This is a genomic window from Vallitalea longa (genome assembly GCF_027923465.1).
In the GTDB taxonomy this organism is placed as follows: Bacteria; Bacillota; Clostridia; order Lachnospirales; family Vallitaleaceae; genus Vallitalea; species Vallitalea longa.
In genome coordinates this window covers 299,014-311,413 of the sequence record NZ_BRLB01000002.1, presented here as the reverse complement: position 1 = coordinate 311,413, position 12,400 = coordinate 299,014, and the positions used below count along the sequence as shown (strand labels likewise).

At 31.7% G+C, this 12,400-nt stretch carries 19 protein-coding genes; 17 read left to right on the top strand and 2 right to left on the bottom strand.

Features of this window, described 5'->3' with window-relative positions:
• Positions 1-2: 2 nt before the first annotated feature.
• From QMG30_RS07650 to QMG30_RS07620, 7 genes are all read left to right on the top strand, one after another.
• Entirely contained in the window at positions 3-275 is a 273-nt protein-coding gene (locus QMG30_RS07650) for a hypothetical protein (protein WP_281814117.1), read from the top strand.
• Positions 276-316: 41 nt separating this feature from the next.
• The gene (locus QMG30_RS07645; protein WP_281814115.1) at positions 317-1,168 is read left to right on the top strand and encodes a phosphoadenosine phosphosulfate reductase family protein; all 852 of its coding nucleotides are present in this window, start codon (positions 317-319) and stop codon (positions 1,166-1,168) included.
• Between the two features lie 40 nt (positions 1,169-1,208).
• Positions 1,209-1,643 carry a hypothetical protein gene (locus QMG30_RS07640; protein ID WP_281814113.1) on the top strand — a complete coding sequence of 145 codons (435 nt, stop codon included), beginning with the start codon at positions 1,209-1,211 and terminating at the stop codon, positions 1,641-1,643.
• Positions 1,644-1,680: 37 nt separating this feature from the next.
• Positions 1,681-2,496 carry a DNA adenine methylase gene (locus QMG30_RS07635; RefSeq protein ID WP_281814111.1) on the top strand — a complete coding sequence of 272 codons (816 nt, stop codon included), beginning with the start codon at positions 1,681-1,683 and terminating at the stop codon, positions 2,494-2,496.
• A gap of 30 nt (positions 2,497-2,526) precedes the next feature.
• A complete protein-coding gene (locus QMG30_RS07630; RefSeq protein WP_281814109.1) occupies positions 2,527-2,877 on the top strand; it encodes a hypothetical protein in 351 nt (116 codons plus the stop codon).
• Positions 2,878-2,917: 40 nt separating this feature from the next.
• A complete protein-coding gene (locus QMG30_RS07625) occupies positions 2,918-3,193 on the top strand; it encodes a hypothetical protein (RefSeq protein ID WP_281814107.1) in 276 nt (91 codons plus the stop codon).
• Positions 3,194-3,267: 74 nt separating this feature from the next.
• Positions 3,268-3,408: an adenine nucleotide alpha hydrolase family protein gene (locus tag QMG30_RS07620; protein ID WP_281814105.1), complete on the top strand. Its 141-nt coding sequence runs from the start codon at positions 3,268-3,270 to the stop codon at positions 3,406-3,408.
• A gap of 21 nt (positions 3,409-3,429) precedes the next feature.
• Here QMG30_RS07620 and QMG30_RS07615 read toward each other — a convergent pair whose 3' ends face one another.
• Positions 3,430-3,684, bottom strand: a complete 255-nt coding sequence (locus QMG30_RS07615) for a hypothetical protein (protein WP_281814103.1) — start codon at positions 3,682-3,684, stop codon at positions 3,430-3,432.
• 16 nt (positions 3,685-3,700) lie between these two features.
• Positions 3,701-3,979, bottom strand: coding sequence for a hypothetical protein (locus QMG30_RS07610; RefSeq protein WP_281814101.1), 279 nt, complete (start codon positions 3,977-3,979; stop codon positions 3,701-3,703).
• A gap of 121 nt (positions 3,980-4,100) precedes the next feature.
• Between QMG30_RS07610 and QMG30_RS07605 the strand changes: the two genes are divergently transcribed.
• The 10 genes from QMG30_RS07605 (at position 4,101) to QMG30_RS07560 (ending at position 12,393) form a co-directional block, all read left to right on the top strand.
• Positions 4,101-4,535 carry an ASCH domain-containing protein gene (locus tag QMG30_RS07605; protein ID WP_281814099.1) on the top strand — a complete coding sequence of 145 codons (435 nt, stop codon included), beginning with the start codon at positions 4,101-4,103 and terminating at the stop codon, positions 4,533-4,535.
• Positions 4,536-4,574: 39 nt separating this feature from the next.
• Positions 4,575-5,060: a DUF722 domain-containing protein gene (locus QMG30_RS07600; RefSeq protein ID WP_281814097.1), complete on the top strand. Its 486-nt coding sequence runs from the start codon at positions 4,575-4,577 to the stop codon at positions 5,058-5,060.
• A 406-nt stretch (positions 5,061-5,466) separates the two neighbouring features.
• On the top strand, positions 5,467-6,006 hold the full coding sequence (locus QMG30_RS07595; RefSeq protein WP_281814095.1) for a tyrosine-type recombinase/integrase: 540 nt from the start codon (positions 5,467-5,469) through the stop codon (positions 6,004-6,006).
• A gap of 465 nt (positions 6,007-6,471) precedes the next feature.
• Complete coding sequence (gene terS, locus QMG30_RS07590) at positions 6,472-7,212, top strand: phage terminase small subunit (RefSeq protein WP_281814093.1); 741 nt, start codon at positions 6,472-6,474, stop codon at positions 7,210-7,212.
• A gap of 1 nt (position 7,213) precedes the next feature.
• Positions 7,214-7,897 carry an HNH endonuclease gene (locus QMG30_RS07585; RefSeq protein ID WP_281814091.1) on the top strand — a complete coding sequence of 228 codons (684 nt, stop codon included), beginning with the start codon at positions 7,214-7,216 and terminating at the stop codon, positions 7,895-7,897.
• Positions 7,898-7,912: 15 nt separating this feature from the next.
• A complete protein-coding gene (locus QMG30_RS07580) occupies positions 7,913-8,356 on the top strand; it encodes an Rpo12/RPC10 RNA polymerase subunit family protein (protein WP_281814089.1) in 444 nt (147 codons plus the stop codon).
• A gap of 86 nt (positions 8,357-8,442) precedes the next feature.
• On the top strand, positions 8,443-8,787 hold the full coding sequence (locus QMG30_RS07575) for a hypothetical protein (RefSeq protein ID WP_281814087.1): 345 nt from the start codon (positions 8,443-8,445) through the stop codon (positions 8,785-8,787).
• 4 nt (positions 8,788-8,791) lie between these two features.
• On the top strand, positions 8,792-10,519 hold the full coding sequence (locus QMG30_RS07570) for a terminase large subunit (RefSeq protein WP_281814086.1): 1,728 nt from the start codon (positions 8,792-8,794) through the stop codon (positions 10,517-10,519).
• A gap of 7 nt (positions 10,520-10,526) precedes the next feature.
• The gene (locus QMG30_RS07565; RefSeq protein WP_281814271.1) at positions 10,527-11,747 is read left to right on the top strand and encodes a phage portal protein; all 1,221 of its coding nucleotides are present in this window, start codon (positions 10,527-10,529) and stop codon (positions 11,745-11,747) included.
• Positions 11,740-12,393: an HK97 family phage prohead protease gene (locus tag QMG30_RS07560; RefSeq protein WP_281814084.1), complete on the top strand. Its 654-nt coding sequence runs from the start codon at positions 11,740-11,742 to the stop codon at positions 12,391-12,393. The genes QMG30_RS07565 and QMG30_RS07560 overlap by 8 nt, the downstream gene beginning before the upstream one ends.
• Positions 12,394-12,400 lie beyond the last annotated feature (7 nt).

Genomic DNA, 12,400 nt, shown 5'->3' with positions numbered 1-12,400 from the left:
AAATGTATGAGAATACTATGATGTTACTGGAAAAGATTAAGAATGGTGAAGATGGAAGTAAGTATTTTCCATATAGCAGCCATACACTTTTGAACTTAGAAGAATCAGCAGAGGAAGCCAAATACATAAGAATTAGTGAGCGATATAGGATAAAGATTAATAAGTCTGAAAGTATCAGAGAGATAGCAATACTAGGAATAGAGTGTATTGCTAAGATGACAGGGGATAAGGTTTTTGAGAGGGAGAATCTTAAAAAACTAAATGATTTACAATAAATTTTCATGATTGTAGATATGTAGTGATAGAAGGTGAATAATTGGAAGGTCAACAAGTTATAAACTTTGATACTGGAGAATTACAAGATGAATTAGATTATAAAGTTAAAACAGCTATAAAAAGATATAAGATGTTTGAACCCAAGGAAGGTTATTATTTAGCTTTTTCAGGTGGTAAAGATAGTATAGTTATCAAAGCATTAGCAGACATGGCAGGAGTTAAATATGATGCTCATTATAATATTACAACAGTAGATCCACCAGAGCTACTAAGATTCATAAAAAAATATCATGTAGATGTAAAAAGAGAGAAACCTTCTATGACAATGTGGGAACTAATACCATATAAATTAATGCCACCAACAAGAATTGTAAGATATTGTTGTTCAGTACTTAAAGAAGGTGGTGGCAAAGATAGATTTGTAATAACTGGTATAAGGTGGGCTGAAAGTATACGAAGAAAAAACAATAGAGAAATGATTGAATTTGATAGATATGGGAGTCAATCTAAACAAACTAAAAAGTACAGGAAATTATTTTTAATGAATGACAATGAAGGAAAAAGGAGAATGATAGAAAGTTGTGCAATTAAAGGAAAACATATTCTTAATCCTATTATTGATTGGACTAACAATGATATCTGGAACTTTATACATAAATATGACATTCCTTATTGCAAGTTGTATGACCAAGGTTTTGAGAGGTTAGGTTGTATTGGTTGTCCTATGGCTGGTGAAAAAGGAATGATGAAAGAATTTAAAAGATGGCCACATTACAAAAAGATGTATCTTAAAGCGTTTAATAATATGCTGAAAGAACGTGAGAAAAGAGGACTTGAAACCAACTGGAAATCAGCTGAGGAAGTCATGAATTGGTGGATACATAATCAATGATATGAACAAAATATTAGTTTTGTGAAAGGATGAAGTATGTATGAATAAAGAAAAATGGGTTTTAAATACTAATCAGAATAATAGCTTTACAATATCTAAAAATAGTCAAGTAGCTATAGATGCTACACAGATATATAGCGGAAATACAAATGATATACAAGTTAATAAGAGTTGGTATTCAGAGTTTGCAGAAATGGTAAGAGATGCTAACAATTTTGCAATTACACATCAAGCTAACTTTAATTGGAAATTAGGAGATTGTGATACTGAATATGGTATAACTGTTGATTTTGATGGAGCATATGCAAATGAAGATATTGATTTAAGCGAATTAGGCACTCTTAACAATGGATATCAAATTAAATTAATTGGTATCAATGTTGATGAAATAGAATTATTGAAGGTTCTTGTTTCTTGCGCTAATGGCATTGAGCCTGATGGTAAAACGTGGAATAGACTAATGGGACAATACTAAAGATTGAATTTGTATTGATGTAGAAAGCAGGTGAGACATGAGAGCGATACTTAAGTATCCAGGTAGCAAATGGAATTTAGCTGACTGGATCATAAACAAGATTCCAAAGCATCATACATACTTAGAACCGTTCTTCGGAAGTGGAGCAATATTTTTTAAGAAGGCTAGTAGCAACATAGAACTTATTAATGACATAGATGGTACTGTATGTGCTTTATTTAGGATAGTTAGAGATAGTCCTGAGGAACTGGCCAGACTTATAGCTCTTACTCCATTTGCTCGTGAAGAGTATGACAGAACATATGAAGATGGAGAGTGTTCAGAAATAGAGAAGGTTAGAAGATTTCTAGTTCAATGTTGGCAGGGACATGGTTTCAGAACTAACGGATACAAGGTTGGATGGAAGAATGATATACAAGGTCGTGAACAGATGTATGCTGCATATAATTGGTATCGCCTTCCATCATGGATAATACAAATAGCGGATAGACTTAAGAATTGTCAGATAGATAATAGACCTGCAGTTGAACTTATCAAGAGATTTAATTATAAAAACGTATTCATTTATTTAGATCCACCTTATGTATTAGGAACTAGGACTGGTAAGCAATATAAATATGAAATGACGGATAATGATCATATAGAATTACTAGAAACAGTGTTGAATCATAAAGGTATGACCATGATATCTGGATACAATAGTGATTTATATAATGAGTATCTCAAAGGATGGCATAAAGAAAAGGTACCAGCAACAGCAGAGTACGGATTAAAAAGAACTGAATGCATTTGGTATAACTATGAATTGTCTAGTCAGATATCATTATTTGAGTTAACCAAGACAAATAATTAAATTAAAGATGATGAAAGGAAGATGTAAGATATGAACATAAATATAAAAATTGAAGGCGGTTACCAATGTACTGTAAAACATAGTACGTATGAAAATGAAATATATCATTTAACAATTACAAAAGATGGTGAATTAATTAAGTCATGTAGCATTGGAGAAAGTACAACAGGTAGAGCTGTTGAGGTAGCAGAAATGGAACTACATAAAACTAAATTCTTAAAAGATAATAATAGGTTTATTGAGTTATTTACTATACTTGGAGCTAATGGCATGGATTTAGTTGAATTTATCAAAAATGATTTAAAATTATTTAAAGATTGTGAGTGCTTAGATGGATTGGCAGATTTAATCGAAGAAGAATTATCATGTGCCAATGAATAAGAGGAAAAATTGTGTTTAATTTTGATAAGAGGTGTTTTATATGAGCATGTGGCAACCAGTAAAAACAGATAATAAAACAGAGTATATTTTTATTTTACGATATACAAAAAACAATATTGAAAAAGAGATATTAAAAAAACAAAAAGCAGTAACTAGAGCTAGTATAAAATTAAGAGATATGGACCCATTTACAACTACAAAAAAAAGACGATCAAATGCAAGATTAAGTTTAGAAGCAGCGTGTGAAGCTAGAGACAGGTGGGAGAAAAGACTCGAAATTGTGAATAATTTATTAGCAGGCGAAAGCTTGGTTTAGTAAAGGTGGTGTAAGATGATTTACAGAAGCCAGGATATTGCAAAGAAATATAATTGTGAAGTTTTAGAGATAGTGTGTTTGATAGTGGATATAAATTTTGGGTAGCCGTTGAAGAGTATGGTGAGAATATGAAATTTGAATATGCAGATGGATGGACACTGGAGGAATTAGTTAGGAACATAGAAAAACAAATTACGGAGAAAAGTTCGGTTTAGTTAAGAAAAAAGCTGAATATTTTAATCAGCTTTAGAAATCTTAATATAAAAGAAAACACATAATCCCAAACCTATTATTATTTCAAAGAGTGCTAGACTATTGGTTGATGCAAAAAATATTTTATAGTCACTTTGGGTATAACTACCAGAACTTGAAAGTTCGAATATCATTCTGCCAATTTTAGGAAGTAATTTATTTGTAAAAGATGTTAAGTTTAAAGTGATAAAACCTATAAGAGTTAATAAACCGGATAATAGAAAGCCGATTTTATTCATATCCACTAATACCTCCTTACATTATTTTGGTATGAGTACTATCTGTATTGTCAGTATTATTTTTGTTAATTAGCTTTGATATATTTTCTTTTATTTTACTAACATTTATTTTATTACGAAATATACCAATAATACCTGCAAACATAAATATGTAACTAATAATATTAGGAAAAAGTAATTGATATCTCATAAAATCATTAAAATAATGTCCTGAAAAAGTAGCACAAATAAGACAAACACTTTGTAAAAAAACACCAACAAAAATTAAACCTAGATTAAAATATTTATTGTTCATAAAATACACCATCCTTTTAATTAATAACTAGATAATATTATATCATAAAAACAATATGTAACAAAGAACTGTTTAGTGTTATATATGATAAAATCAAAGTTATAGAAAGTAGGGGAATAAAATGCAATCAAAAGCTTTAACCATAATTCAGCCTTGGGCTACATTAATAGCTATGAAAGCTAAGAAAATTGAAACTCGTTCATGGAAAACTAAATATCGTGGTGAGATATATATTCACGCAGGTAAAAAGATTGATAAAGATTTCTGTTATGAAGAGATCGCTAAGAAGGTATTGAATATGCATGGCTATAACATTGACAATCTACCAACGGGAGTTGTTATTGCAAAAGCCAACTTAATAGATTGTGCCAAAGTGGTAGACAGTCAAGAATACAGTGCATTACTAGAAGGAGATAAACTATATACAGTAAGCAACTATGAATTTCACTTCGGTAATTATGAATTAGGTAGATATGGATGGATACTGGATGATATTCAATTGATTGATCCAATACCAGCGAAAGGACAACTAAGCATCTGGAATTTTGAGCTATAGAATACTGTGCAATATCTCATGTAAGTAAGGGGAGTTAGTATGGGAACAAAAATAAATCAGATAGGAATAATTGAGGAAGCACTAAATAATTATAACTATTACAAAAAAATGATAAGAGCATATAACATGTTGTTACAACAGAATAATACTATAAAAGGTATTGCATACGATTCAGAGAAAACAAAGGCTACTAACAAATTTCATTCAGACGTTGAGGCTAGAGTACTAAAAAAGGAAGAATTACAAACAAGAGTACAGAAGCTACAAAACACAATCAATAACATTGATATAGCATTAAGTACACTTGATAATGATTCTAGTACTATACTTAAAAAATATTATATTGAGGATGAATCTTGGGTAGCCATAAGTCAAGATATACATATGAGCGAAAGACAATGTATGAGGATACGAGATCATGCCATTGATAAAATGCAATCATTACTATTTGCTCAGATAGAGGATAAGAAAACAGGCAATATACAATTAGGACTTGATATTAAACTGGATGCATTCCAGATTTAGCATGTCACTTTTATGTCATTCCCTTGTCAATTAAATGTCTACTAAATGTCAACTAAATGGCAGTTCATTGCTAGTAATATGTGATACTATAATATTGTAAAATCCTCCAAAATCTTATGTATTGGACAGCATGGATTGATCCCCTTTCAAAAAAGTCTTGGTAATAAAATGCCAGGGCTTTTTTATTAAATAAGAAAGTTCTACTTTCTATTTTCCTTGAAATCATTTATGAGGCGTAGCCTCTTGTTATATGTAAGATATTAGAGTGATATAAAATAAGTGGAGGTGCTAAATGTATAATGGAACATAAAAAAAAAGACCTGCCAAACCTATACCAGAAGTAATATATAAACGGTTTAAATATAGACTAGAAGAGATTAGTGGAAAGTATGCACAGAGAAATATATTGATATTCGTATTAGATGTTGCCACTGGATATAGGTTACAGGATATTGTTAGTCTTACAATATATGATCTGAAAGAAGCTATTGAAAAAGGGTACTTCGAAGTTCAAGAAAAGAAACAATATAAAGCTTGGGTAACACATACCAAGAAATATCCCAAGTCAACAAGGAAACAACCCGATAAAAGGAAACATGATATTGTACCATTATTAGAGGCTTACATTAAAGATTATATAAAAGACAAGAAAAAATCAGAATATGCATTCCCAAGTCAAAAGGGAAGAGGATGTAAATATATCACTGAGAAATCATATTCAGATATATTAAAAAAGGTTTCACTAGATAGTGAGATCAATCTTGAAAGCATAACAGGGCATAGCTTAAGGAAAACATATGCAAATAGGTTATATGAATCAACCCATGACCTTGAATATGTAAGGATAGCACTAGGACATAAATCAGTTGAGGTAACTAAAAAATATCTAGGAATAGAGGATAAAGTTAAGGAAAGTGCAGCCAAGATTGCTGGTAGTAGGTTATAAAAACATATAAATCCGTAAATAGGATGAACATACTTATTTATGAGTGAAATGAAAAGTTACTTCCTATTATATATAGTGAAAAATAAAATCCGTAATCATATATGTTTTTGCGGATTTAGCATTTGGCTAGTGAAAGTGGTGTAAAGCCAGTAATAATGAAGGTTGAATAGCTATTTATAAGCTTATTTATCAATTACTACATAAAAGAGAGATTTGTGCACTATTTTTTTTATAGCATTTGGTAATAGTCATGCCATAAAATTGGTTTTATATTGTCCATTGAAATGAAATTTGTAATTGAATTTTTATCATTTCTATTTGGCTATTAATTACTCACTGTAAATAAAAAATTAAAAACCAATTAAAACAACTCAACTAATCATATTTTATTAATCATATATATAAGAACTATTGAGGTTTTGAGTACAGTATAAAAATGACAGTAAAACTTAAAGGGGGGATATGATGGCAAAAGAAAAGAACCCTAATAGATTAGCAGCATTTGAAATTTATAAAGATTATCATGGGAAAATAACAACAAAACAAATAGCCAGTAAACTGAATGAGAATCCTAGAAACATTACATATTGGAAAAAGGTGGACCAATGGAATGCAAAGTATAATCCAAAAGGTGGAGCACCTATGGGTAATCAAAATGCAGTAGGCAATTCAGGAGGAGCACCAACACGTAATCAGAACGCAAGAACAGATGGATGGTATTCTAAGTATTACCCAACAAAGACTAAGAGCATAGTAAAAGAATTGGAAGATGCTAATGCTGATCCAACGGAAATATTATGGGCACAGATAATTACTTTGTGGGCAGCTATCATAAGGTCACAAAAAATAATGTTTGTTAACGATAAAGAAGATATTACAAAAGAGTTAAAGAAAACAACTATTGGTGACAAGATGGATAGTGAAGAGTATGAGATTCAGTTCGCTTGGGATAAACAAGCTAACTTTTTGAACTCTCAAAGTAGAGCAATGACAATACTATCTAACATGATTAAGAAATATGATGATATGATTCATGCCAACTGGGAGACAACTACAGAAGAACAACGCTTAAGAGTGGATAGACTTAGAGTACAGATAGCTAATCCAGAGTTACAGCATAGGAAAGAAGTCAGCAAAGAGAAGTTGAAGCTTGATAAAGAGGCATTTGAATTAAGAAAAAAAGAATCAGAGTTAAAGGAATGGTAACATGTGGAGTACACTAAAAAGTTTTTATGATTCAAAGGAATGGAAGAAATTCAGAAAGATGATTATATTGCAACGAGGTCCAGTATGTGAAGATTGTGGAAAGTTAATTACTGAGAATAAACAAATAGAGGTACACCACGAGGAATTATTGACGATTAATAATGTCAATGATGTAATGGTATCTCTTAATCCAGACAAGGTCAAAGTTCTATGTAATGGCTGTCACAACAAAAGACATGATAGATTTCAAGGAGGACATAAGAAGAAAGAAAAGAACGTCTATATAATCTATGGACCACCTTGTTCAGGCAAAACAACTTATGTACTAGAACATAAAACAGATAATGACATAGTCATCAACATAGATAGACTATATGAAGCTGTTACACTACTACCAAGATATAATAAACCAGATAAGTTATTATTTAATGTTATAAGCATTCAAAAGACTTTGATAGATAATATTAAAACCAGATATGGTAAATGGGATAATGCTTGGGTAATAGGTGGTTACGCAGATAAATACAAGAGAGATAGACTGGCTAAGGAACTAGGGGCAGAACTAATACTGATGAATATAACTAAAGAGGAATGCTTAAGTAGGTTAAAGAGCAGCAATGATGGTAGAAGCATAAAAGAATATTCATCATACATAGATAAATGGTTCAAGAGTTATAAAGAATAGAGAGGAGATTGAAAGATGAATAAATATCAATGTTTACGTTGTGACACTATAGTTAAATCAAAATATATCCTAAGTGATATAAAGTGTCCCGTTTGCGGTAAGATGTTAAAAGAGATATCTAGGACAAAGGGAGTCAGGTTATCACCTTCAATTATAAAAGAATATGAAACATTGTCACAGAATAAGGATGATAAAGAAGACAATAAAGAATTTAAATACAAAATAGATATAGATACTAGTAAAGCACTAGAGGCAATAAAAGAATTAAATATTAACTTGGCGAGTTGTGTTAATCGTGATGACATTATAGGAAGAGCATTAAAAAGTTATAAGCCAGACTTTAAAGAGCAACCAGTTACTATAAGTCAATTCAAACATGTTACAGGTTTAGTTCTTGATGAACTTGAAAAGGTAATAGATACAAGTGATAAGAAGATTAATCCCCCCCATCATCAATAAAAGCCTTAATTATAAAAGACCGTAGAGGCAAAGGCATTTTTCACAGCAACCTAAAAATTTGAAAATCGGTGGAGGTTTTTAGTAAAATGGGAAAATCACAAGTATATAAAGAAGAATACGAAAAATTATCCAATATATTTCAAAATGTAGAAGAGGATAAAAAACAGCTGGCAGAGGGTCTTATTAAAGATGCTGCTTTTTTATTTGCTGAAAATACAGCTTTAGTTGAGATTATGGAACAGACAGGAATGGTGAGAGTACATCCCGAAAACCCGACTAGACAAAAGACTACAGAAGTATCAAAACAATATCTTAAGAATGTAAATACATACTCAACAGTGATAAAGACATTGAACAGTATCTTAAGTCATAATGCCATTGAAGAAGAAGATGCTTTTGAAACATGGATGAAAGAAAAGCAAGCGAAGTGATTAGATGATTGATGTAAATTTAACTCTTAATACCATCAACAATGAACATTCATATCTCCTTGAATACTACAACAAAGCCATAAAAGGACTTGACTCAATAAACTGTGCACCTGTAGATATAAAAAGCCTTATTGAAAATGGTGAAATAGTAATTATAGGTCAAGAGTTAATGACCTGTCTTGAAAACTTAATAAATGACTTGGATAACCCAGATTACTACTATGATAATTCTATAGCAGAGTTAAGAATAGAGTTTATAGAAACATTCTGTAAACATACAAAATCACCTTTCTATGGTAAACCATTCTTGTTGGAACTATGGGAAAAGGCATTAATAGAAGTCATATATTCATTCAGGTGGTCTGAAACTGGTCTACGTAGATTTAAGAAAGTAATACTTCTTATAGGTCGAAAAAATGGAAAGTCAGCCATATGTGGAGCATTGAGCATGGCTGAATTCATGTGTGGCAATGGTGGTTCAGATCTCATATGTTCATCAAATGATGATAACCAGGCAAGTATAATCTATGATGAAATAAACACTATGAGAGAAATGTTTGATCCAAAAGAAAAGAGAACCCATAAAAACCAAAAAGGTATATTTAATCTAATAACCAGGTCCAGTATCAAAAAACTATCTGACAGGACAAGAAACAAAGAAGGAAGAAATATTGATTTTGCCATATTAGATGAAAGTCATGAGATGAAGGATAATATTATAGCTAAATCAATAGAACAATCCCAGTCAACAAAAGATGAGCCATTATTCATTAATATAACAACAGAGGGATTCATCAATGACGGATACCTTGACGAAGAACTAAGATACGGTAGAGAAGTATTAAATGGTGAAAGAGAAGACCCAGATATTCTAGTCTGGTTATATACCCAAGATTCAGAAGAAGAAATATTCCAGGATGAACTTACTTGGTATAAAGCAAATCCTAACCTTGGTGTATGTAAGAAGAGAGCGTATCTAGTATCACAAATAAGAAGTGCACAAGCTAAGAAATCAGATAGGGTATTCGTACTTGCAAAAGATTTCAATGTCAAACAGACCAGTGCCACCAGATGGCTTGAAGAATCGGACATCAATAATGATGCAACATTCGATTATGAAGAGTTTAGAGGCTACTTTGGTTTCAGTAGTACCGACTTATCAGAAACAACAGACTTAACAAGTTCCAAGGTCCTTATAATGAAACCAAACAGCAATAAGAAATATATAATACAAAAATACTTCATTCCTGAATCAAAATTAAATTCTAAAGAAGCACCGTATAGAGAATGGGTTGAAGCTGGATATGTAACCAAATGTGAAGGTAATGACATAGACTATTCCAAGATTACTCAGTGGCATGAAGAACTACGGAAGAAATACAAAATAAGAATATTCAAAGCTGGTTGTGATAAATGGAACGCTAAATACTGGCGTAAAGAAATGGATGAAAAGTTAGGTATAGATGTTGAGAATGTACCAATGGACAAATACACATTATCGAACCCAATGAAATCAGTAGAAGCTGACTTCAAAGATGGTTTAATAATATATAACAATAATCCAGTTGATAGATGGTGCTTTTTGAATACTTGTCTTAAAGTTGATAAAGAAGGACTCATATATCCAATAAAATCATCTGATGTAACACAAAGAATAGATGGTTCAGTAACATTGATAATCTTATATGTACTGCTTAAGAGGTATAGGACCGAATACATGAATATAACATAGGAGGTGAATTACTATAGGACTTATCAATACAATAACCAAATTCAAGAATAAGAGTAGACTAACAAAATATGCTAAATTCCTAAATGGTAATATACCTGTTTTTTCACAGTTTGGAGAAAACATATATGCATCAGATATAGTTCAAGACTGTATCAACTGCATTGCGACAGAATGTAGTAAACTCATGCCAAAACATATAAGGAATGATTCAGACGGTATGCAGGTAAGAGTAAATAGTGAGCTTAACAGACTTTTCAAATTTTCTCCCAACGAACTAATGACAACAAAAGACTTCTTAGAAAAGATAATATGGCAATTATATCTGAACTATAACGTATTTATATATCCTATGTATAAAGATGGAAAATACACAGGTTTCTATCCTCTGGACCCTAAAGTAGTTACATTCAAGCAGGATGAATTAAACAGAATGTTCGTAGAAATGAGATTCGCTAATGGAGAAACCTATACCTTGCCCTATGACAACCTTATACATCTAAGACTAAGATATTCAGTCAACGAAGTAATGGGTGGGGGAATGAATGGACAGCCAGACAATGAAGCATTGGTGAAGGTACTACAAACAAATGATACGGTAATTCAAGGTCTGGATAAAGCCATTAAGACATCCTTGCAGATAAGAGGGGTATATAAATATGGTACTTTGGTCGATGAAGAAAAACTTATAAATGAAACAAAGAGATTTGAAAAGAGAATCGAAAGTGGTAAAACTGGTATTCTTCCATTAGATGTAAAAGGTGAATACATACCATTGAAAGTTGATCCTAAAGTCATAGATAAAGACACGATGGAATTTCTTGAAATGAAGGTACTTAAATGGTTTGGAGTATCACTGCCTATATTGACAGGAGATTTTACCGATGAACAATATCAGGCATTCTATGAAAAAACTATTGAGCCATTAGTAATAAGCTTGGGGCAGGCATTTTCAAAAACTATATTCAGTGAGGAAAAATTGAATCATGGGAATGAGATAGTATTCTATCCTCAGAAACTATTATTCACTAATGTAAAAAACAAGATAGCAGTTGCAGACATATTAGGGAACAGAGGAGCATTGACTAACAATGCTTTATTGGAGTTATTTGGTTATCCTCCATATCAAGGAGGAGATGAACGATATATGAGTCTCAATTATGTTGATGTAAATATAGCCAATCAATATCAATTAAATAAAGCAAGAATGGAGGGACATAGAATTGAATAAAAAACAACTCCCCACTAAAGACATGGAGGTCATAAGAAGTTTTGGCTTCCCAGACATAAGGGCAAGTGAAGAAGGAACATATATAGATGGTCATGCAGCGGTATACAATCAAAGGACCAACATAGGTGACTGGTTCTACGAAGTCATTGAAAGAGGAGCATTCCAGGATACTGATTTTGATGATGTACTTTTCAGTGCTAATCATGAATGGCATAAGATACCCTTGGCAAGAAGCAGAAGAAATAATGGAAACTCCACAATGCAGTTGAATGTAGATGAAAAAGGTCTATACATAAAAGCAGATCTTGACGTGGACAACAACACAGAAGCAAAAAGTTTATATAGTGCTGTAAAAAGAGGAGACATCAATGGAATGTCTTTTATTTTTTATGTGGAAGAAGAAAGATGGACCGACTTAGACAGTGATATGCCTACTAGATATATATCAAAAATAGCAAAAGTAAGAGAAGTAAGTGCAGTCAATTACCCAGCTTATGAGGGTACTGATATAAATGCTCGTGATAAAAAAGCGTTGGATAACGCTAAATCTACATTGGATAATGTAAAGGAGTTGGAGAACTCTAGAGAGCAGAATGAACAAAGAAGTCTGGAACTGGAAAAAATAAAACTTCTGAAATTCTATTAATAAAAGG

Bases quoted from the DNA above. Each gene is read 5' to 3' on its own strand.
- QMG30_RS07650 (WP_281814117.1), top strand. From the start codon at position 3: ATGTATGAGAATACTATGATGTTACTGGAAAAGATTAAGAATGGTGAA.
- QMG30_RS07640 (WP_281814113.1), top strand. From the start codon at position 1,209: ATGAATAAAGAAAAATGGGTTTTAAATACTAATCAGAATAATAGCTTT.
- QMG30_RS07635 (WP_281814111.1), top strand. From the start codon at position 1,681: ATGAGAGCGATACTTAAGTATCCAGGTAGCAAATGGAATTTAGCTGAC.
- QMG30_RS07630 (WP_281814109.1), top strand. From the start codon at position 2,527: ATGAACATAAATATAAAAATTGAAGGCGGTTACCAATGTACTGTAAAA.
- QMG30_RS07625 (WP_281814107.1), top strand. From the start codon at position 2,918: ATGAGCATGTGGCAACCAGTAAAAACAGATAATAAAACAGAGTATATT.
- QMG30_RS07615 (WP_281814103.1), bottom strand. From the start codon at position 3,684: ATGAATAAAATCGGCTTTCTATTATCCGGTTTATTAACTCTTATAGGT.
- QMG30_RS07610 (WP_281814101.1), bottom strand. From the start codon at position 3,979: ATGAACAATAAATATTTTAATCTAGGTTTAATTTTTGTTGGTGTTTTT.
- QMG30_RS07605 (WP_281814099.1), top strand. From the start codon at position 4,101: ATGCAATCAAAAGCTTTAACCATAATTCAGCCTTGGGCTACATTAATA.
- QMG30_RS07600 (WP_281814097.1), top strand. From the start codon at position 4,575: ATGGGAACAAAAATAAATCAGATAGGAATAATTGAGGAAGCACTAAAT.
- terS (WP_281814093.1), top strand. From the start codon at position 6,472: ATGGCAAAAGAAAAGAACCCTAATAGATTAGCAGCATTTGAAATTTAT.
- QMG30_RS07585 (WP_281814091.1), top strand. From the start codon at position 7,214: ATGTGGAGTACACTAAAAAGTTTTTATGATTCAAAGGAATGGAAGAAA.
- QMG30_RS07580 (WP_281814089.1), top strand. From the start codon at position 7,913: ATGAATAAATATCAATGTTTACGTTGTGACACTATAGTTAAATCAAAA.
- QMG30_RS07575 (WP_281814087.1), top strand. From the start codon at position 8,443: ATGGGAAAATCACAAGTATATAAAGAAGAATACGAAAAATTATCCAAT.
- QMG30_RS07570 (WP_281814086.1), top strand. From the start codon at position 8,792: ATGATTGATGTAAATTTAACTCTTAATACCATCAACAATGAACATTCA.